Annotated in this window: 17 protein-coding genes and 1 pseudogene; 12 read left to right on the top strand and 6 right to left on the bottom strand. The window is 58.4% G+C overall.

The window, feature by feature from the left end:
• Positions 1-15: 15 nt before the first annotated feature.
• Both OCH02_RS21125 and OCH02_RS21120 read left to right on the top strand, forming a co-directional pair.
• On the top strand, positions 16-1170 hold the full coding sequence (locus OCH02_RS21125) for a mannitol-1-phosphate 5-dehydrogenase (RefSeq protein ID WP_261432823.1): 1155 nt from the start codon (positions 16-18) through the stop codon (positions 1168-1170).
• A 173-nt stretch (positions 1171-1343) separates the two neighbouring features.
• Positions 1344-1895 (top strand): MltR family transcriptional regulator, encoded by a 552-nt coding sequence (locus OCH02_RS21120; RefSeq protein WP_012004547.1) that lies wholly within the window; start codon positions 1344-1346, stop codon positions 1893-1895.
• On the opposite strand, the gene OCH02_RS21115 is transcribed toward OCH02_RS21120, so the two are convergent.
• On the bottom strand, positions 1892-2500 hold the full coding sequence (locus OCH02_RS21115) for a LysE family translocator (protein ID WP_012004548.1): 609 nt from the start codon (positions 2498-2500) through the stop codon (positions 1892-1894). The two genes, OCH02_RS21120 and OCH02_RS21115, sit on opposite strands and share 4 nt — an antisense overlap.
• Before the next feature lie 140 nt (positions 2501-2640).
• Here OCH02_RS21115 and OCH02_RS21110 point away from each other — a divergent pair, with 140 nt between their 5' ends.
• The gene (locus tag OCH02_RS21110) at positions 2641-4107 is read left to right on the top strand and encodes a PLP-dependent aminotransferase family protein (RefSeq protein ID WP_112363454.1); all 1467 of its coding nucleotides are present in this window, start codon (positions 2641-2643) and stop codon (positions 4105-4107) included.
• A 72-nt stretch (positions 4108-4179) separates the two neighbouring features.
• Positions 4180-4542 (top strand): YibL family ribosome-associated protein, encoded by a 363-nt coding sequence (locus OCH02_RS21105; protein WP_099062263.1) that lies wholly within the window; start codon positions 4180-4182, stop codon positions 4540-4542.
• Between the two features lie 286 nt (positions 4543-4828).
• Here the strand turns inward: OCH02_RS21105 and OCH02_RS21100 are convergent, their stop codons facing one another.
• The 5 genes from OCH02_RS21100 to fdhD form a co-directional block, all read right to left on the bottom strand.
• Positions 4829-5608, bottom strand: a complete 780-nt coding sequence (locus OCH02_RS21100; RefSeq protein ID WP_261432822.1) for a class I SAM-dependent methyltransferase — start codon at positions 5606-5608, stop codon at positions 4829-4831.
• 238 nt (positions 5609-5846) lie between these two features.
• On the bottom strand, positions 5847-6518 hold the full coding sequence (gene yiiM / locus OCH02_RS21095; RefSeq protein WP_261432821.1) for a 6-hydroxyaminopurine reductase: 672 nt from the start codon (positions 6516-6518) through the stop codon (positions 5847-5849).
• Positions 6519-6611: 93 nt separating this feature from the next.
• Positions 6612-8540: a methyl-accepting chemotaxis protein gene (locus OCH02_RS21090; RefSeq protein ID WP_261432820.1), complete on the bottom strand. Its 1929-nt coding sequence runs from the start codon at positions 8538-8540 to the stop codon at positions 6612-6614.
• Between the two features lie 127 nt (positions 8541-8667).
• Positions 8668-9288: a superoxide dismutase [Mn] gene (sodA, locus tag OCH02_RS21085; protein WP_261432819.1), complete on the bottom strand. Its 621-nt coding sequence runs from the start codon at positions 9286-9288 to the stop codon at positions 8668-8670.
• 127 nt (positions 9289-9415) lie between these two features.
• Complete coding sequence (fdhD, locus tag OCH02_RS21080; RefSeq protein ID WP_261432883.1) at positions 9416-10225, bottom strand: formate dehydrogenase accessory sulfurtransferase FdhD; 810 nt, start codon at positions 10223-10225, stop codon at positions 9416-9418.
• A gap of 171 nt (positions 10226-10396) precedes the next feature.
• Here fdhD and fdnG point away from each other — a divergent pair, with 171 nt between their 5' ends.
• The 8 genes and pseudogenes from fdnG (at position 10397) to selB (ending at position 20735) form a co-directional block, all read left to right on the top strand.
• Positions 10397-13444, top strand: a complete 3048-nt coding sequence (gene fdnG, locus OCH02_RS21075; RefSeq protein ID WP_261432818.1) for a formate dehydrogenase-N subunit alpha — start codon at positions 10397-10399, stop codon at positions 13442-13444.
• Positions 13445-13456: 12 nt separating this feature from the next.
• Positions 13457-14356, top strand: coding sequence for a formate dehydrogenase subunit beta (gene fdxH / locus OCH02_RS21070; protein ID WP_017891177.1), 900 nt, complete (start codon positions 13457-13459; stop codon positions 14354-14356).
• Positions 14353-14988, top strand: a complete 636-nt coding sequence (fdoI, locus tag OCH02_RS21065; protein WP_012004559.1) for a formate dehydrogenase cytochrome b556 subunit — start codon at positions 14353-14355, stop codon at positions 14986-14988. Before fdxH ends, fdoI begins: the two co-directional genes overlap by 4 nt.
• The gene (gene fdhE / locus OCH02_RS21060; RefSeq protein WP_261432817.1) at positions 14988-15917 is read left to right on the top strand and encodes a formate dehydrogenase accessory protein FdhE; all 930 of its coding nucleotides are present in this window, start codon (positions 14988-14990) and stop codon (positions 15915-15917) included. The genes fdoI and fdhE overlap by 1 nt, the downstream gene beginning before the upstream one ends.
• A gap of 228 nt (positions 15918-16145) precedes the next feature.
• Positions 16146-16793: a DcrB-related protein gene (locus tag OCH02_RS21055; protein ID WP_261432816.1), complete on the top strand. Its 648-nt coding sequence runs from the start codon at positions 16146-16148 to the stop codon at positions 16791-16793.
• Positions 16794-16827: 34 nt separating this feature from the next.
• Complete coding sequence (locus OCH02_RS21050; protein ID WP_261432815.1) at positions 16828-17433, top strand: glutathione S-transferase; 606 nt, start codon at positions 16828-16830, stop codon at positions 17431-17433.
• 67 nt (positions 17434-17500) lie between these two features.
• The gene (gene selA, locus OCH02_RS21045; RefSeq protein WP_261432813.1) at positions 17501-18892 is read left to right on the top strand and encodes an L-seryl-tRNA(Sec) selenium transferase; all 1392 of its coding nucleotides are present in this window, start codon (positions 17501-17503) and stop codon (positions 18890-18892) included.
• Positions 18889-20735 (top strand): annotated as a pseudogene (gene selB / locus OCH02_RS21040) (selenocysteine-specific translation elongation factor). The gene selA and the pseudogene selB overlap by 4 nt, the downstream one beginning before the upstream one ends.
• Positions 20736-21190: the final 455 nt, after the last annotated feature.

Below are 21190 nucleotides of genomic sequence, written 5' to 3'. Positions count from 1 at the left end.
TAGAAAGGTAGGAATATGAAAGCATTACATTTCGGTGCGGGAAATATTGGCCGTGGTTTTATCGGCAAGCTGCTGGCGGACGCGCAGGCCGAACTGACCTTTGCCGACGTTAACCAGACGGTGCTGGACCTGCTGAACAGCCGCAAAAGTTATCAGGTGCACGTGGTCGGCGAACAGGCTCGGGTTGAACAGGTCAACAACGTCAGCGCAGTGAACAGCGGCAGTGAAGAGGCGGTTGCGTTGATCGCCGAAGCGGATATCGTGACCACCGCCGTGGGGCCGCAGATCCTGGCTAAGATTGCCGGGACTATCGCCAAAGGGCTGACCCAACGTCATCAGCAGGGCAACAGCCAACCGCTGAACATCATCGCCTGCGAGAACATGGTGCGTGGCACCAGCCAGTTAAAACAGCACGTGTTTGATGTCCTGCCGCAGGAAGATCAGGCATGGGCCCTACAGCATGTCGGCTTCGTTGATTCGGCGGTTGACCGCATTGTACCGCCTGCGGAAGCGGGCAGCAGCGATCCGCTGGAAGTGACGGTAGAAACCTTCAGCGAGTGGATTGTCGATCAAACCCAGTTCAAGGGGCAGCCACCGGCGATTGCCGGCATGGAACTGACCGATAACCTGATGGCGTTTGTTGAGCGTAAGTTGTTCACGCTCAATACCGGCCATGCGATTACCGCTTATCTTGGGCAACAGGCCGGCCTGCTGACCATTCGCGATGCCATTCTTGACCCGAAGATCCGCCAGGTGGTGAAAGGCGCGATGGAAGAGAGCGGTGCGGTGCTGATCAAACGCTACGGTTTTGACGCCGCCAAGCACGCCGCCTACATAGACAAAATCCTCAGCCGCTTTGAAAACCCCTATCTGCACGACGACGTGGAGCGCGTGGGCCGTCAGCCGCTGCGCAAGCTGAGCGCCGGCGATCGCCTGATCAAGCCGCTGCTCGGCACGCTGGAGTACGCTCTGCCGCACGCCAATCTGATCCAGGGTATTGCCGCCGCCATGAGCTACCGCAGCGAGCAGGATCCGCAGGCCAAAGAGCTGGTGGAACTGCTGGCCAAACTGGGGCCAAAAGCGGCGCTGGCGCAAATTTCCGGCCTGCCGGCGGAAAGTGAGGTTGTAGAACAGGCCATTGCTGTGTATAACGCCATGCAGCGCCAATAGGCTATTTTACTTGCCATTTTACGGTTGGGCAGTGCTCGAACGCCTCACGTACTACGTGTACGCTGCGGGTTCTGCGCGCTGTCCGCCCGCAAACTGGCTGCGACAATAACGCCTATGGTATTAAATTAGTGGCCGATACAGCACACCCCTCCCACGCCATTCGAAAAGCGACGATGGAAGAAGCACAGGCATTTGAAAATAAGGTTCTGGAACGGCTGAACGCAGGCAAGACGGTGCGCAGTTTTCTGATCGCGGCGGTAGAGCTGCTGGCGGAAGCGCTGAACGTGCTGGTGGTGCAGGTGTTCCGCAAAGATGACTATGCGGTGAAGTATGCCGTCGAACCGCTATTGTCCGGGGCCGGTCCGCTGGGTGAGCTGTCGGTACGCCTGAAGCTGATGTATGGGCTGGGGGTGATCTCACGTCACGAATACGAAGACGCCGAACTGCTGATGGCGATGCGCGAAGAACTGAACCACGACGGGGCGGAATACCGTTTTGTCGATGATGAAATCCTCGGGCCGTTCGGCGAACTGCATTGCGTGGCTGCACTGCCACCGGTACCGACCTTCCTGCAGCCCGGCGAAGCGGAAGAATCGCTGATCGCCATGCAGCGTCAGCGATACCAGCAGGTGCTACGTTCCACAATGGTACTGTCGGTCACGGATTTGATCGCCGGTATCGGTGCCAAACAACCGTCCCGGCTTTCCCCGCTCGGCCGCAATTAAGCAAAGGCCGCGCGCCACTCGTCGAATAACAGCCACAGTGCCGTGGCTGCCATCAAGCCCGCCATGACGCCGTTAAACAACCGCAGTTTCCAGGTCACGCGCAGCGCATCGCGCAGCCGATCGCCCAATATCGCCCACACCAGTACGCAAGGAATGTTCAAGGCGGTGAAACCGGCAATGATCATCAGCGTATGGCCAAGGCTGGCACCTTCACGCGGGGTGAACAGAATGGCGACGTTAATCGCCATCAGCCATGCTTTGGGATTCACTGCCTGAAACAGCGCGCCACTGATTAAGCGCATCGGCTGCGCCTGCTGCTTGCCGTCAGGTGAGGCTGCCCTGAATAGTTTCCATGACAGCCACAGCAGATAGGTGCAACCGATCACCGCCAACGGAAAGCGGATCATCGCGGCCGAACTCAGGATCAGCGCCAGCAGGGTGGTGGTCAAGGCCAGCTGCACCGCACAACCGACGCTAATGCCAAACACCATCGGCAAGGTGCGACGCAGACCAAAATTGACCCCGGATGAGGCCAGCAGCAGGTTGTTGGGGCCAGGGGTGATCGACATTACTGTGACATAACTGATAAAGGCGGAGTCCAGCATAACGGGTTCCTTACAAGAGCTGAGAAGCAAGGGAACCAGCATAAAACCTACGGACAGATGGTGACAGAACCAGAAACCCGCTATTGTCATGGATACAGTTGTATCAAATTCAAACTGTACCCATTACCTGGAGACAAACTGTGACCTTGCTCGATGAAATGCCGGAAACGCGCTACCAGCAGCTGGCGGATACGCTGGCAGAAGCCATACGCCGCGGCACGCTGCTACCCGGCAGCCGTTTACCTTCGGTGCGCCGCTGCGCGCAGAGCCATAGCGTCAGTATCAATACCGTGGTGGCGGCTTACCGCACGCTGGAAGATCGCGGGTTGATAGAAGCACGGCCACAGTCCGGTTTTTATGTGTGTAACACCTTACCGGCGCTGAAGGCCGCTTCACCGACCAGCAGCCGGATAGAGCCACCGGCGGATGACGTACTGGCGTTGATCGACACGGTGTTTGCCGCTCAGCAAAATCCGGCGTTCACCAATCTTTCGCTGGCCTGCCCGCAGACTTCTGATTTTTATCCCGGCGGCAAGTTGGGGCGGATGCTGTCGTCGCAGTTACGCCGTCAGCCGAATTTGATCGGCCAATATGCACTACCGCCGGGTAGCCTGCGGCTACGACAGCAAATCACTCGTCGTTCGATGGCGCTGGGCATGCTGCTGGAGCCCGGCGATATCACGCTGACTCATGGCTGCATGGAGGCGCTGCAACTGGCGCTGCGGGTGACCACCAAACCGGGTGATTGTATCGGCCTGGAATCACCGACCTATTTTTATCTGCTGCCGCTGCTGGCCAGCCTGGGGCTGAAGGCGCTGGAAATTCCTACCGATCCGCAGCACGGGCTGTCGCTGGATGCGCTGGAACTGTTGCTCAATGAGAAGCGGCTGAATGCGGTGATTGCCATGCCGACGGTGCAAAATCCGCTGGGCTGCACCATGCCGCTGGCGGCGAAAAAACGGTTGGCGCGGCTGATGAACGATCACCAGGTGCCCTTGATTGAAGATGGGTTGTACGCCGAGTTGCAATTCGGCGGTGCGCTGTCCCCGGCGGTAAAATCTTTCGACCGCGACGGTTGGGTGCTGTTCTGCTCCAGCTTTACCAAGACCCTGGCTCCGGACTTCCGCATCGGATGGATCAGCGGTGGCCGCTTTAACGAGGCGTTGCGCAAGCTGAAGGCGGTGTCGTCGATGTCCGAGTCGCAGTTGCTGTCGGAAACCCTGGCGATGTTTCTGGAAACCGGTGGATACGATCACCATCTGCGCAACCTGCGAAAACGCTACGCCGCTCAGGTGGACGAGGCGCGGGCGCTGATTGCGCGTCACTTCCCACGCGGTACCCGGGCGACACAACCCGCGGGCGGTTTTGTATTCTGGGTGGAGTTCCCGGTCGGAGTCGACAGCGTGGCGTTGTTCCACCAGATGCTGGAGGAACAAATTTGCCTGACGCCCGGCACGCTGTATTCCCCCAGTGGCCGCTATCGTAACGCGTTGCGGCTTTCCTGCTGCTACCCGTTTAATGCCCGTTACAGTCAGGCACTGGCGCGCGTCGGTGCCAAAGCCTGCGAGATGAGCGGCTTGCCGCCGGGTATTGCGCAAGACGAGTAACCACGCGCGCATTTTGCTACAATGTGGACATCATTGATTAGCGTGCCGTAACGGCACAACAGGCCAGAAACCATGAAAGAAATAGAAAAGGCAGAGATTAAGCGCCTTAGCGACCTGCTGGACGCCCTCAAGCACAAAGACACCCTGGTTATCCAACAGGGCAATCTTGACCTGATTGCTCAGCACACCAAAGAAAAAGAGAAGATGGCAGCGGAGATCGAGCGCCTGAAAGGCGTGCGCGTTGAGAAGCTGAGCGCTGAAGCGCAAAAGCTGAGCCAACTGCCGTTCAGCCGTGAAATCACCAAGAAAGAACAGGCGGATATGGGCACGTTGAAGAAAAACGTGCGCGGCCTGATCGTGGTGCACCCGATGACCGCACTGGGCCGAGAAATGGGCCTGAAAGTGGTCACCGGCTACGCCAAGAAAGCCTTCTGATTACCGGTACCCGTCATACTTGAAGTTGCATCTGTGTTAGCTGCGCAGTTATTCGGCCCATCCGTGGGCCTCCCCCCTTCGGGGCCGCTGCAAGCAGCGTTCAAATCTGCTCCCGGCAGATTTGTCCCCCCAGTCACTGACTTGAGTCAGCTCCTGGGGACTCTCGCTCTTGCCGCGTTACTCGGCAAAGCCTCGCCCCGTTGGGGCCAGCGCAAGCGCTGTTCAACAAAGCCGTGGCTTTGTTGTGATGCAACTCCAATTATTTTGGGTATGTGGCGCCCGGTTTTCATAGCTTGGTGGTGAAATACGCCTTGGTTTGATAGGGCACGGTTACCGTTTCTTTGCCCTGCAATTCCCCTTCCTCTGCCACCAATTGCCGAATCTGATTAATCACCTGTTCTTGCTGCTCGTGCGGCAAAGCGGCGATAAAGCTGGTGGAACGCACCCGGTTATAAATCACATCTTCTACCGCGCCCTGGTGGCCGAGCATAAACACCTGTTCCTGCAGCGGTTCTAATCCTTTGGACGGGAAAAGTCTACGCCATTCACCGGTATAGAAACGCGGCGCGTCGCCTTCGTGACGGTCGACAATCTGATTGAGCTTACGCACCCAACTCACGCGCGCATCGCGCATGTTCCACACCAGGCCAAGTTTGCCGCCGGGCTTGAGGATGCGCTGGATTTCGGCCAAAGCCTGCGGCGTGGCAAACCAGTGGAAGGACTGCGCGCAAACCACCGCGTCGACTGACTCATCCGGCAATGGGATAGATTCCGCGGTGCCCGCCAATGTTTTCACCTGCGGCAGCGCCGCCGACAGCTTTTCCAGCATTTGGGCCACGGGTTCTACGGCAATCACCTGCGCACCGGTTTCCAGCAGGCGCGGGGTGAACTTGCCGGTTCCGGCACCGAGATCGATCACCGTCATACCGGCGTGCAGGCCGATGGTGTCGCGCAGCCAGGTCGCTATCTCCGGCGGATAATCCGGACGCCCTTTAACGTAACGATCGGCATTGGCCTGGTAGCCTTCGGCTGCGGCATGGTGAATCGAATGAGACGGGGTGTTCATAACGTTGCTCCTGCCTGAAAGAGGTTATATCCGTCATACTTGAAGCTGCCTCTGTGTTGGCTGCGCTCACTTACCCGAATCACTTACGACAGTAAGCTCTTCGGGATGCGCGCTCTTGCCGCCTTTATGCAACTCCAATTATTTAGGGTATATCGGTTGGGTTGCATCACAGTATAGGTCGCTAAAAATGCTTAACGCCGCATCCTGCACCGGATTTTTTATTCTCGACCGGTCTTATTCAGCGGCCCAGCAGGCGGCGATTAAAGTCTTCGAGACGGCCTTCGCTGATGCGCGTCAGCATGGTTTTGCTCCAGCTGGCAGACAGCCCGGCCACCGCCAACAGACGACGATACTGCTCTTCATCAAATGGCATATGCCAGGCGATGCCGATGGCCTCGGCGACCGAGACGTCGCTGTTGCGCGTCACCAATTCCAGCGGACGATCGCCGCTGACCTTGCCGGCGGACACCACGCGGTACAGCCAGCCGCAGCGGCCACTTTGCTGCATCAGCACCGAGATATCGTCGATAGCAAAATGGTAGTTAAGCTTGAAGCAGGGAGAGCGCGGCTGGGTGACCTGGATCAGCGCTTCGCCCCAGCGGAATATATCGCCCATAAATACGTTATGTTCGGTCAGCCCGAGGGTAGAAATATTCTCGCCAAAAGCGGGCGCGCAGAACTGTTCGGCCTGTGCCGGAAACTGTTCACGCCAGTGAACATAATGCTCACGAGGATAGTGGCACAGCGCGCGGTCCGGCCCGCCGTGATAACTTTTCTCCGCCTGTTCATCGCCTTCCAGGCCGAGCGGGGTCAGCTTGACGGCACCGTCCACCAGGCGCTTGGCGATGCCGCTGGGCCGTCCGCCTTCGTAGGGTTGGATAGTGCCGATGTAAACCTCTGGGTGATGCATGTGCGCCTCCTTGTCTCGCGTCGAAGGCCCAGCATAGCCCGAGTTGGCCGCGGGGAACAATAACCCGCCCGAGAGGTTTCAGGCGGGAGAGGGTCAGAAGGTGGTCCAGTTGTCTTGCTCGGCGGTTTGGGGCGCCGGTTGTTTGCCGGTCGGGGTTTTGATTGCGGCGGCTTTCGCGGCGACAGGCGCAGAATGCTCCGCCAGGCGGAATACCGAGACGCTCTGCAGCAGCATTTCTGCCTGTTCTTCCAGCGAGTCGGCGGCGGCGGCGGATTCTTCCACCAGTGCGGCGTTCTGCTGGGTGGTGTGGTCCATTTCGACAATCGCCTGGCCGATCTGGGCGATGCCGCGGGTCTGTTCGTCGGAGGCCGCGGCGATTTCCGCCATGATGTCGCGCACGTGGGTGACCGACAGGACGATTTGCTCCATGGTGTTGCCGGTGTTTTCCACCAGTGTGGTACCGGTCTGCACCCGGTTGACCGACTCGGCAATCAGCCCTTCGATCTCTTTTGCCGCCTGGGCACTGCGCTGCGCCAGATTGCGCACCTCGCTGGCGACCACAGAGAAGCCACGGCCCTGTTCGCCGGCGCGCGCAGCTTCCACTGCCGCGTTCAGCGCCAGAATGTTGGTCTGGAAGGCAATGCCGTTGATCAAGGTGGTAATTTCAGCGATCCGCTGCGAACTGCTGGAAATATCACGCATGGTGCTGACCACGCTTTCCACCAGCTTGCCGCCCTGCTGGGCAGTCTGCGAGGCGTCGGTAGCCAACTGATTGGCATGATGGGCGTTTTCGGCGTTTTGCTTCACCGTGGCGGTCAGTTGCTCCATGCTGGCGGCCGTTTCTTCCACTGCGGCGGCCTGCTGTTCGGTGCGTGAGGACAAATCGGTGTTACCGGCGGCAATCTCGGCGGCGGCGGTGGACACCTGGCTGACGCCCATCTGGATTTTTTCAATCATATCGCGCAGGTTCTGGCTCATGGCCGCCACCGCGTTCAATAACTGGCCCAGCTCATCGCGGCGGGTACTGGTCTGCGCCTGACGCAGATCGCCACTGGCGATGCGTTCCGCCAGTGCCAGCGTGCTTTGCAGCGGTCGGGTTATTTGCAGCGTGATGCGCCAGGCAACCAGTAATCCGGCGATGATCGCGATCAGCGTGGTGATGCCCATCTGCAACTGCGCCGAATTGATGTCGTTATGGGTTTGCGTCAGTTCGTCCTGCATAAAGGCGTTAACCAGCGTGCCGACTTCCTGTGCGCTGTTGCCCAGCAACTGACTGATCGCTTGTTCCTGCTGATAGGCCGGCAGGTAGGCTTCGATACGGTTTTTGTAGTCGTCGAGTGCGGTCAGCAGGGGTTGCAGCAAGGGGCGTTGAGCATCGCTGAGCCGGCGACTGAGCGCATTGGCCGCGCTGCGTGCATCGTCAATCGCCGCCACCAGCGGGGCTTCGGACTCCGCGCTCAGGCTCAGCAACAGGCCACGAGCACCGTAGCGCACCAGGGTCAGCTTTTGGTTCAACTGGATAAAGGCCAGTTGCAGGTCGGCATTGGTGATTTGCCGCTCCACCTGGTTCAGGCTGTCCTGCACTTCCGACATGTTCCAGCTTTGGCGTACGGCATCTTTTGCCGCCACTGCCTTTTCGAAGGCGTTTTGCTGTTGCTGGTATTGGCCAATCAGCCCGACCAAACGCTGCAGATCTTTCCGGCTCTGCGCATCCCAGTTCAGCGCCTGGCCCTGGTTGATCAGCTTGACCGCGTTGTCGATATTAATGCGGTTATTTTTCAGGTATTCCGGTTTGTAGGTTTGGCCGAATAGCGCGCGGTTGTATTTGGCCTGGTTGATCTCGTCGTTCAGCCGGTTGCTGAAATCGATGCGGTTGGCGCGGGATTCGATGATATTCAGGTAATGAGCGCCGGTACCGGCGATGATCGTCGTCAGTAACAGCATCAGGCCAAATCCGAGGCCGAGCTTTTTACCCACGGTGAGGTGAACGAACTTTCCTGCCAAGGTTTTCAATGCCGCCATAATGATTTTCCTTTCCTTTGGGCGTACGTCAATTGAACAAACCATCGGCAAAAAACGGTCAAGCTTTAGCGAATTTTGGTCAAAAAAATACCCGCACTAAGCGGGTATCTTCATTTCTGGGGGCGAATTACTTCTTCGCAGCGAAGCGTGCTGCGGCTTCGTCCCAGTTAACCACGTTCCAGAATGCCTTGATGTAGTCTGGACGTTTGTTTTGATATTTCAGGTAGTAAGCATGTTCCCACACGTCCAGGCCCACGATTGGGAAACCTGAAGCGCCGGCAACGGCTTCGCCCATCAGCGGGCTGTCCTGGTTAGCAGTAGACACTACAGCCAGTTTGTCGCCTTTCAGCACCAGCCAGGCCCAACCTGAACCGAAGCGGGTCGCTGCGGCTTTCTCGAACTCTTCCTGGAATTTCTCAACGCTGCCGAAATCACGTTCGATAGCAGCCTTCAGATCGCCACCCAGAGTGGTGCCGATTTTCAGGCCTTTCCAGAACAGGCTGTGGTTAGCGTGGCCGCCGGCGTTGTTACGCATGAAGGTGCGCTTGTCAGCAGGCACTTTATCCAGATCCTGGATCAGGTCTTCAACGCTGTATTTAGCCAGTTCTGGGTAAGCTTCCAGTACGGTGTTGGCGTTGTTAACGTAAGTCTGGTGATGTTTGGTGTGATGGATTTCCATCGTCTGCTTGTCGAAATGCGGTTCCAGTGCGTCGTAGGCGTACGGCAGGGATGGCAGTGAGTAACTCATAATCATCATCTCCAAGGGTATAGGGGCGGCGCATTATGTGAGCACCGCGTAAGCAGTCGGATCATTATAGTTATTTAAATGATATTGAAAATGATTATCAATGCCCTACTTATATTGTGGTCTTTGGTTAATCCACAATGCGCTGCGGGTGAGTAAACACCGTGGCACGGCCGGGTTTGCTGAAGCCGACCAGCGTCAGGTTGCTGCGCTCGGCGATTTCCACTGCCAGTGACGTGGCGGCAGAAACCACAAACAGGATCTCGACGCCGCACATGGCGGATTTTTGCACCATTTCATAGCTGGCGCGGCTGGAAACCAGGATTGCTCCCTGTTGCCAGTCTTGTTTAGCGCGCACGCCGAGCAGCTTGTCGAGCGCCACGTGACGGCCTACGTCTTCACAGCCCCCCAGCAGTTCCCCCTGCGGCGAAATCCAGCTGGCGGCGTGGGTGCAACCGGTCAACTGGCCGACGGTCTGCACCTGCTTGAGCTGCCCCAGCGCGCAGTCGAGGTTGGTGAGGGAAAAGGTCTGGGTAAACGGCAGTGCAGGCAGCGGGCGAAAAATATCTGCCAACTGTTCGATACCGCACACGCCGCAGCCGGTGCGGCCCGCCATGGCACGGCGGCGCTCTTTCAAACCGGCAAAGCGACGGCTGGAAAGCTCAATTTGCACCTCCAGCCCGTTACAAGTTTGGTTAATCTCTATACTGTGGATATCGCGCGGTGACTCGATGATGCCTTCAGAGAGGGAAAAACCCAGGGCGAACGCCTCCAGATCTTTGGGGGTGCACATCATCACCACGTGAGAAATGCCGTTATAGACCAGTGCGACCGGGACTTCTTCCGCCAGCCAATCCTGCTGTGCGGTGGCGAGTTGCCCGCGTTGATATACCTGAGACCGGGTTACCCCTGTGAGCAAGGTCTCATTGATATCATTGATATGTTGGTCTGGGTTTATATTGTTCACTTAAGTGGCACCTGTTTGTAACAACCACATATACGCTGTGGTAATATTGCCGCGTAAAAACAACAGTAATTTTAGCGCTTCCCGCTTCCAGGGGGAAAGCGCCATTTGAAACAATGTGACAATCGCAAGTGAAAGGAGACCCCCATGCAGGTCAGCAGAAGGCAGTTCTTTAAGATCTGCGCTGGCGGTATGGCAGGGACGACGGTGGCTGCTCTGGGCTTTGCCCCGGAAGTGGCGTTAGCGGAAACCCGGCAGTACAAACTGCTGCGCGCCCGTGAAACCCGTAATACCTGTACGTATTGTTCCGTCGGCTGTGGGCTGTTGATGTACAGCCTTGGTGATGGCGCCAAAAACGCCAAAGAAAGCATTTTCCACATTGAAGGCGACCCGGATCACCCGGTCAACCGCGGCGCGCTTTGCCCGAAAGGCGCAGGTTTGGTCGACTTCATCCATAGTGAAAGCCGTCTTAAGTCACCGGAGTACCGCGCGCCGGGTTCCGATAAATGGCAGCGCCTGAGCTGGGACGACGCCTTCACCCGCATCGCCAAGCTGATGAAGGAAGACCGTGACGCCAACTTCGTTAAAACCAACGAACAGGGCGTGACCGTTAACCGCTGGCTGAGCACCGGCATGCTGTGTGCCTCCGCCTCCAGTAACGAAACCGGTTATTTAACGCAAAAATTTAGTCGCGCTCTCGGCATGCTTGCCGTAGACAACCAAGCACGTGTCTGACACGGACCAACGGTAGCAAGTCTTGCTCCAACATTTGGTCGCGGTGCGATGACCAACCACTGGGTTGATATCAAGAACGCGAATCTGATTATCGTCATGGGCGGTAATGCGGCGGAAGCGCATCCGGTGGGGTTCCGCTGGGCGATGGAAGCCAAAATACACAATAAAGCCAAGCTGATCGTCATCGATCCGCGCTTTACCCGTACCGCATCGGTGGCGGATTTCTACACGCCGATCCGTTCCGGGACCGACATTGCCTTCCTGTCGGGCGTGTTGCTGTACCTGATGACCAACGACAAGATTAACCACGAATACGTCCACGCCTACACCAACGCCAGCCTGCTGGTGCGGGAAGACTTTACCTTTGAAGACGGCCTGTTCAGCGGTTATGACGCGGAAAACCGCAAGTACGATAAAACCACCTGGAACTATCAGTTCGATGAAAACGGCTTTGCCAAGCGCGATCTGACACTGCAGGACCCGCGTTGCGTGTGGAACCTGCTGAAACAGCACGTCAGCCGCTATACGCCGGAGGTGGTGAACAACATTTGCGGTACGCCAACCGAAGACTTCATCAAGGTCTGCGAATACATCGCCGAAACCTGCGTGGCAGATAAAACCGCGTCGTTCCTGTATGCCCTGGGCTGGACTCAGCACTCGGTCGGCTCGCAGAACATCCGCACCATGGCGATGATCCAGCTGTTGCTCGGCAACATGGGCATGGCGGGCGGCGGCGTCAACGCGCTGCGCGGCCACTCCAATATTCAGGGTCTGACCGACCTGGGCCTGCTGTCGCAGAGCCTGCCGGGCTATATGACGCTGCCGTCGGAGAAACAGACCGATATCGACACCTACCTGAAAGCCAATACGCCGAAGGCGCTGCTGCCGGGCCAGGTGAACTACTGGAGCAACTACCCGAAATTCTTCGTCAGCATGATGAAGAGCTTCTACGGCGACAAGGCGCAGAAGGAAAACGGCTGGGGCTTTGACTGGCTGCCGAAGTGGGACAAAGGCTACGACGTGCTGCAGTACTTCGAGCTGATGTCACAAGGCAAGGTCAACGGTTACTTCTGCCAGGGGTTCAACCCGGTGGCGTCGTTCCCGAACAAGAACAAGGTGGTGGCCTCGCTGTCAAAACTGAAGTTCCTGGTGACCATTGATCCGCTCAATACCGAAACCTCCAACTTCTGGCAGAACCACGGCGAGTTCAACGACGTCGATCCGTCGAAGATTCAGACCGAAGTGTTCCGCCTGCCGTCCACCTGCTTTGCCGAAGAGAACGGTTCAATCGTCAACTCCGGGCGCTGGTTGCAGTGGCACTGGAAGGGGGCGGATGCCCCGGGTGAAGCGATGAACGACGGGGAAATCCTGGCGGGTATCTTTATCCGTTTGCGTGAGATGTACGCGCGTGAAGGCGGTGCGGTACCTGAACAGGTGCTGAACATGACCTGGGATTACCTGACGCCGGAAAATCCGGCTTCTGAAGAAGTGGCGATGGAAAGCAACGGCAAGGCGTTGGCAGATGTTCTCGACGCCGACGGCAAAGTGCTGGCGAAAAAAGGTGAGCAACTCAGCACCTTTGCCCACCTGCGTGACGACGGCACGACGGCCAGCGGCTGTTGGATCTTCGCCGGTAGCTGGACGCAGGCCGGTAACCAGATGGCGCGGCGCGATAACGCCGATCCGTCCGGCCTCGGCAATACGCTGGGTTGGGCCTGGGCCTGGCCGCTCAACCGCCGCATTCTGTACAACCGTGCGTCCGCCGATCCGCAGGGCAAGCCCTGGGATCCCAAACGTCAGTTGCTGGAATGGGACGGCACCAAGTGGGGCGGGGTGGATATCCCGGACTACAGCGCCGCCGCACCGGGCAGTGACGTGGGGCCATTCATCATGCAGCCGGAAGGCATGGGCCGCCTGTTTGCCACCGATAAAATGGCCGAAGGGCCGTTCCCGGAACACTACGAGCCGTTTGAAACGCCGCTCGGTACCAACCCGCTGCACCCGAACGTGGTTTCCAACCCGGCGGCAAGGGTGTTCAAGGACGATCTGGCGGCAATGGGCACCTCCGACAAGTTCCCGTACGTCGGGACCACTTACCGGTTGACCGAGCATTTCCACTACTGGACCAAGCACGCGATACTCAACGCTATCGCACAGCCGGAGCAGTTTGTGGAGATTGGCGAGAAGCTGGCGGCGAAAAAAGGCATTCAGCATGGCGATACGGTGAAGGTCAGTTCCAACCGCGGCTTTATCAAGGCCAAGGCGGTGGTGACCAAGCGTATTCGTACCCTGCAGGTGCACGGCCAGGACGTCGACACCATAGGTATCCCGATCCACTGGGGTTACGAAGGGGTGGCGAAGAAAGGCTTTATTGCCAACACGCTGACGCCGTTTGTCGGTGATGCCAATACGCAAACGCCAGAGTTCAAGGCGTTCCTGGTCAACGTGGAAAAGGTGTAACGGAGACGAATTATGGCAATGCAATCTCAGGACATCATTCGTAAATCCGCCACCAATGGTTTCACGCCGGCGCCGCGCGCCCGTGACCACCAGGAGGAAGTGGCCAAACTGATCGATGTCACCACCTGTATCGGCTGCAAGGCTTGTCAGGTGGCCTGTTCCGAATGGAACGACATCCGCGATGAAATCGGCAGCAACGTCGGGGTGTACGATAACCCCGCCGATCTGACCGCCAAGTCGTGGACGGTGATGCGCTTTTCCGAGGTGGAGGAAAACGGCAAGCTGGAGTGGCTGATCCGCAAGGATGGCTGCATGCACTGCGCCGATCCGGGCTGCCTGAAGGCCTGCCCATCGGAAGGGGCCATCATCCAGTACGCCAACGGCATCGTCGATTTCCAGTCCGAACACTGCATCGGCTGCGGTTACTGCATCGCCGGTTGCCCGTTCGATGTGCCGCGCATGAACAAGGACGACAACCGGGTGTACAAGTGTACCCTGTGCGTCGATCGGGTTGATGTCGGCCAGGAACCGGCCTGTGTGAAGACCTGTCCGACCGGTGCCATCCATTTCGGCACCAAGGACGCGATGAAGGAGATCGCCGCCGAGCGGGTCAGCGAGCTGAACACCCGTGGTTATCAGAACGCCGGTTTGTACGATCCGGCGGGCGTGGGCGGCACTCACGTGATGTATGTACTGCACCATGCCGACAAGCCGCAGCTGTATCACGGTTTGCCGGATAACCCGACCATCAGCCCGGCAATCACGTTCTGGAAAGGCGTGTGGAAACCCCTGGCGGCCATCGGCTTTGCCGCCACCTTTGCAGCGAGCGTGTTCCACTATGTCGGCGTCGGTCCTAACCGCGTCGAAGAGGAAGACAACGACGAGCTGCACGATGAGGAGACGCGCAAATGAAGAAGGAAAAGCGTATTCAGCGCTACAGCGCGCCGGAGCGGATTAACCACTGGATTGTGGCGTTCTGCTTTGTGTTCGCCGCCATCAGCGGGTTGGGGTTCTTTTTCCCCTCCTTCAACTGGTTGATGAACATTCTCGGCACGCCGCAGTTGGCGCGTATTCTGCACCCCTTCGTTGGGGTGATTATGTTTGCGGCCTTCCTGCTGATGTTCCTGCGCTACTGGAAGCATAACCTGATCAACCGCGAAGACATCGTCTGGGCCAAAAACATCCAAAAAATCGTCATGAACGAGGAAGTGGGTGACACCGGGCGTTATAATTTCGGTCAGAAGTGCGTATTCTGGGCGGCAATCATTAGTCTGGTGCTGTTGCTGGCCAGCGGTGTGGTGATCTGGCGGCCGTACTTTGCGCCGTCATTTCCGATACCGCTGATCCGTATCGCGTTGCTGGTGCATTCGCTGGCGGCGGTGGGGCTTATCATTGTGATTATGGTGCATATTTACGCCGCGTTGTGGGTAAAAGGCACCATTACCGCGATGGTGGAAGGCTGGGTACCGGCGGCCTGGGCTAAAAAACATCACCCGCGTTGGTACCGAGAGGTCCGCGAGAAACAACAGGAAGACAAACCCTGATGAGCATCCGCATTGTTCCTAAAGAGCAGTTAGGGGCACAGCGTGAGAAGTCCACAACGGCGGAAACCATCCCGCCGTTACTTTTCGCGAATCTGAAAAGCCTTTACAGCCGCCGCGCTGAACGCCTGCGCAAGCTGGCGACCGACAACCCGCTGGGCGACTACCTGAACTTCGCCGCCCAACTGGCCGAGGCGCAGCATCACGCGCTGCACGATAACCCGCTGACGTTGGATCTGACCGAAGCGTTGCAGCAGGGCGCAGCCAGCGGCAAACCCCCGCTGGATCTGAGCGTTTTTCCGCGCAGTGACCACTGGCACAAACTGCTGGCTTCGCTGATTGCCGAGTTGCGCCCGCAGGCGCCGGAACACATTCTGGCGGTGCTGGATAACCTGGAAAAGGCCTCGTCGCACGAGCTGGAGTTGCTGGCAGACGCCTTGCTTAACCAGGATTTCGGCAAGATTGGCAGCGAGAAAGCGCCGTTTATCTGGGCTGCGCTGTCGCTCTACTGGGCGCAGATGGCCGGGCAAATCCCCGGCAAGGCACGCGCCGAATATGGCGAGCATCGCCAATTTTGCCCGGTGTGCGGCAGTATTCCGGTTTCCAGCGTGGTGCATATCGGCACCGTCAGTGGCCTGCGTTATTTGCACTGCAACCTGTGCGAAAGCGAATGGCACGTAGTGCGAATCAAATGCAGCAACTGCGAGCAGACGCGTGACCTCAACTACTGGTCGCTGGATAGCGAACTGGCGGCGGTGAAAGCGGAAAGCTGCGGTGACTGCGGCACTTACCTGAAGATTTTATATCAGGAAAAAGACCCGCAGGTTGAGGCGGTTGCCGACGATCTGGCCACGCTGGTGCTCGACGCCAAAATGGAAGATGAAGGCTTTGCCCGCAGCAGCATCAACCCGTTCCTGTTCCCGGGGGAATAATGCTCGGCTACCGGGCTGCGACATTTTGACCTTGGGCAGTGCTCGGCCTCCTCACGTACTGCGTGTACGCTCCGGGGCCTGCGCGCTGTCCGCACTCAAACTGTCCTTGCCCGCTACGCCTTTAGGGCCGTAAATAACCATTAATTTCGGACTGGGCTTCTGGCATTCGCCGGGGCGACTTGCTACGTTTACGCCATGACGCGCGAAGCGAAAGGAAAGGGACTGACGATGTTGAAGACCATTGCGAAATTCACGGCGGTTGCCGTTTTGGCCATCGGACTGGCGGCCTGTGACAACAAGGACGACACCAAGCCGGAAGTGCCAAAGCCGGATACCAAGCCGGTCGTCACGCAGCCTGCACCGCCACCGCCGGTGGTGGAGACAAAACCCGCACCGCCTCCGGGCCTGAAAGTCTCGATGCAAAAGGGCAAAATCACCTTTGAATTGCCATCGGGTTTTAGCGATCAGACCGAGAACAGCGGCATCGTCAACGACAGCAAATCCACCATTCAGCGCTTCCTGGACGGCAAATCGCGCCAGAGCACCGTCTCTTCCGAAGTGATCCCGCCTGACGACATGAAGCTCAACAGCAGCGATAAAATGCTCAAAGATCTGACGCAGAGCATGATTACCGAGTTGGCCGACCGTTATCAGAATATCCAGACCACCAAAGAAGAGAACTTCACCGTCGGTAAACAGAAATTCCATCGTCTGGATACCGAGCAGAGCATTAACGGGCAGAAGGTGGTATCCACCATCATGCTGACGGTGTTCAATAAGCGGGTGGTGACGCTGCAAATGTTGTCGCCGGCCAAAACGCCGGAGGCACACCAGGCGCTGGTGCAGCAGATTATCGATACGCTGGCGGTGAACTAACAACGCTGAGGTTTGCAAGCCGAGGGGAAGACTGATGAAGCTTATTGGCAGTTACACCAGCCCTTTTGTCCGCAAGATTTCCGTGATGCTGTTGGAAAAGGGAATGGCGTTCGAATTCGTTAACGATCCGCCGTATGAGCCGGGCAGTCGGGTGGTGGAGCTAAATCCGCTCGCCAAGGTTCCGGTGCTGGTGGCTGACGACGGCGGCGTCTTTTACGACTCGCGGGTGATCGCCGAATACCTTGAGTTGCTGCCTGTCGCCCCGGCGTTTTTGCCTGCCGATCGCGCGGTAGCACTGAGCATACGTCAGGTGGAAGCCCTGGCGGATGGTGTGACCGAAGCCGCTGCCACGCTGTATCGCGAGAGCAAACGGGCGTCGGACAAACAGGACGAAAACTGGATCCTGCGCCAACGCGCCAAGCTGACGCACGGGCTGGATGCGCTGGAAAAGCTGGCGCAGGAAAAAAAGCTGTTGAACTCCGAAACGCTGACGCTGGCGGATATCGCCACCGGCTGCGCGTTGGGCTACCTCAACTTCCGTCGCATTATGCCCAACTGGTGCGTTGAACGACCGGCGTTGATCAAACTGGCCGAACGGCTGTTTGCCCGCGAAAGCTTTGCCCGCACCTCGCCCCCCTGATCGCCCTCACCCCGCAACTGCGGGGTTTTGCTTTATGCCGAGACCACTACACTAAAACCGAGCGACCATGAGCACTGAATCCCAGCATCTTTACAGCCAGTTACCCGCCATTGACCGCCTATTGCGCGATCCCGCTATCGAACCGCTGGTGGCGCAATATGGCCAGACGCTGATTAGCGAGCTACTGCGCCAACTGCAATGGCAGGCGCGTGAGACCATTAAACAGCATCAACGGCTGCCCGACTGGTGTGCCGACTGGCCGCAGGCGCTTGGTGCCAGGCTGGCACAACAGCAGCGTCCGTCGTTGGCCCCGGTATTCAATCTGAGCGGTACCCTGTTGCACACCAATCTCGGCCGGGCCTTGCTGGCGCAACCGGCGATAGAGGCGGTGACGCGTTCGATGGGCGCGGCGGTGACGCTGGAATACGATCTCGATGGTGCCGGTCGTGGGCATCGCGATCGCGCCGTTGCAGATTTACTGTGTCAACTGACCGGCGCGGAAGACGCCTGCATCGTCAATAACAATGCGGCCGCGGTACTGCTGATGCTGGCGGCGATCGCCCCCGGCAAGCAAGTGGTGGTGTCGCGCGGTGAGCTGGTGGAAATTGGCGGCGCGTTCCGTATTCCCGACGTGATGCGTCAGGCGGGCTGCCAGTTGGTCGAAGTCGGTACCACCAACCGCACTCATCTGAAAGACTACCGTAACGCGATTAACGATCAGACCGGGTTGTTGATGAAGGTGCATACCAGCAACTACAGCATTCAGGGCTTTACCGCTGCGGTGGACGAAGCCGAGCTGGCGCAGCTTGGTGCCGAACACGGCCTGCCGACCGCCACCGATCTGGGCAGCGGCTCGCTGATTGATATGGCGCAGTACGGCCTGCCGGCCGAACCTATGCCGCAGCGGCTGCTGGCTGCCGGGGTTGATCTGGTGACCTTCTCCGGTGACAAACTGTTGGGCGGCCCACAGGCCGGCATCATCGTGGGCAAAAAGGCGCTGATTGCCAGGCTGCAGCAGCATCCTTTAAAGCGTGCGCTGCGCGTCGGCAAGCTGACGCTGGCGGCGCTGGAGGCCACCTTACGCCTCTATCAACAACCCGAACTGCTGGGGCAACAGTTGCCGACGCTGCGGTTGCTCACGCGTCCACAGCAGGCGATGCAGGATGCTGCCGAGCGACTGTTACAGGCGCTGACGCCGCAATTTGCCGGGCATTTCCAGTTGCGTGCCGAGCCGTGCTGGTCGCAGATCGGCAGTGGTTCATTGCCGGTGGATCGGCTGCCCAGCTACGCATTGACCTTTACGCCGCAGGACGGCCGCGGTGCGACGCTGGAGGCACTGGCGGAACGCTGGCGCGCTCTGCCGCAGCCGGTGATTGGCCGCATTAACGACGGCAGGCTGTGGCTGGATCTGCGCTGCCTGGAGCAGGAAGACACATTGATTGAGGCGCTGAGCGCATGATTATCGCTACCGCCGGTCATGTCGATCATGGAAAAACCACCCTGCTGCAGGCGATCACCGGGATCAACGCCGATCGCCTGCCGGAAGAAAAACGCCGTGGCATGACCATAGATCTGGGCTATGCCTACTGGCCGCAGCCCGATGGCCGGGTGTTGGGCTTTATCGACGTACCCGGTCATGAAAAATTCCTCGCCAATATGCTGGCAGGCGTCGGCGGCATTGACCATGCGCTGCTGGTGGTGGCCTGCGACGACGGCGTGATGGCGCAAACCCGTGAGCACCTGGCCATCTTGCGGTTGAGTGGGCGGCCAACGTTGACGGTGGCGCTGACCAAGGCCGATCGGGTGGATGAAGCCCGCATTGAAGAGGTACGACGCCAGCTAAGTGACGAGCTGGCGCACCAGGGGTGGCATCAGGTGCCCACGTTCGTCACCGCAGCGCTACAGGCGCGGGAAATCGAGGCATTGCGTGCGCACCTGTTGGCGTTGCGGCCAGACGAACATGCGTTAAGCCGTCGCTTCCGTCTGGCGGTGGATCGCGCGTTCAGCGTGAAGGGTGCGGGTCTGGTGGTGACAGGTACCGCGCTGGGTGGGCAGGTGGCGGTGGGCGACTCGCTGTGGCTGACCGGTGCCGATACCCCGGTGCGGGTTCGAGGCCTGCACGCGCAAAATCAGCCGGTTGAGCAGGCGCAGGCCGGGCAGCGTATCGCGCTGAATATCAGCGGTGACGTCAGTAAGGAACAGGTGGCGCGCGGTGACTGGCTGCTGGCGCAAAAGCCGCTGGCCGCTGCCGAGCGCATTTTGGTCGCGCTGGATGCTGACCAACCGATAAAGCACTGGCAACCGCTGCATCTGCATCATGCCGCCAGCCATATCACCGGGCGCATTTCGCTGCTCAATGAGGGGCTGGCAGAGCTGATCCTCGATCGTCCACTCTGGCTGGCGGAAAACGATCGGCTGGTGCTGCGGGATATTGGCGCTCGGCACACGCTGGGGGGGCCAGAGTCCTGAGTTTGACCACCCCGAAGCGAGGCAAGCGCCAACCTGAGTATCTGGCCTGGCTGGCGGCGCTGGCACAGGCCGACGATGACCGGCAGGTGCTGGCATTGCATCTGCCTAATGGCGCACTGGATCTGGCCGCCTTTGCCTGGGCCCGGCAACTGACCGCAGGCGAACTGGCAGCACTGCTGGTGGGCTGTGAGTTGCTGCTTGCCGGCGATATGGCGCTGGCGCAGGAGAATGTGCAGCTGGGCCAACAGCGTCTGTTGCAGGTATTGGCCGACTACCACCAGCAACATGCCGATCAACTCGGTCTGGGGCGAGCGCGCCTGCGGCGCATGGCACTGCCGCAGCTTTCTGAGCTGCTGGTATTTATGATGATCGATCGGCTACTGGCCGAGGGGTTAATAAACAATACCCGGGGTTGGTTGCACCTGCCGGATCACGGCCTGGCGTTCAGTGCTGAAGAACTGGCCCTGTGGGAAACTATCGAACCGCGTTTTGGCGACGAGGCCTGGTGGGTACGTGATTTGGCGACCGAACTGGGCGAAAGCGAGGCCCGGGTACGAGCGACGTTGCGTAAGGCGGCACAGTTGGGGCATGTCACGGCAGTCGTGGTGGATCGTTACTACCTAAGCCGACGTATTGAACAGTTCGCTGCGCTGATCCGTGAGCTTGATGTGGAGCAGGGCAGTGCCAATGCGGCCGATTTTCGCGATCGGCTCGGCGTGGGTCGCAAGCTGGCTATTCAGGTATTGGAGTTCTTCGATCGTAGCGGCTTCACCCGCCGCAAGGGCAACCAGCACCTGCTGCGCGACAGTGGGTTGTATACCCGTCATACTTGAAGCTGCCTCTGTGTTGGCTACGAGCACTCACCCCAGTCACTTACTTGAGTAAGCTCCTGGGGACTCATGCTCTTGCCGCGTTACTCGGCAAAGCCTCGCCCCGTTGGGGCCAGCGCAAGCGCTGTTCAACAAAGCCGTGGCTTTGTTGTGATGCAACTCCAATTATTTTGGGTATCTTACGTTTTTTGGTTTAGGGACGAGGCGATCAGGATGAATATTAATACTTTTCTGCTAGTTGCAAAAAATAACGTAGGGACTGACAAAACTGTTCGAGAGGAAGAATAGCGACGTTTGACGCTAGAGGCACTTAATGATGTAGAACAGCTGAATATTATCAGCCATGAGGAAGTGCAAGCATGGGCGATAAATTTGGATGCTGACAAACGGAGTTGAGGGTGTTGAATCCAATGCAAACTTTACAGCACGTGAGGAGATAACCTCTCCTCACGTGCTGA

The organism is Serratia quinivorans, assembly GCF_946227985.1.
GTDB lineage: Bacteria > Pseudomonadota > Gammaproteobacteria > Enterobacterales > Enterobacteriaceae > Serratia > Serratia quinivorans_A.
This window is presented reverse-complemented; position numbering and strand designations above follow the sequence as displayed.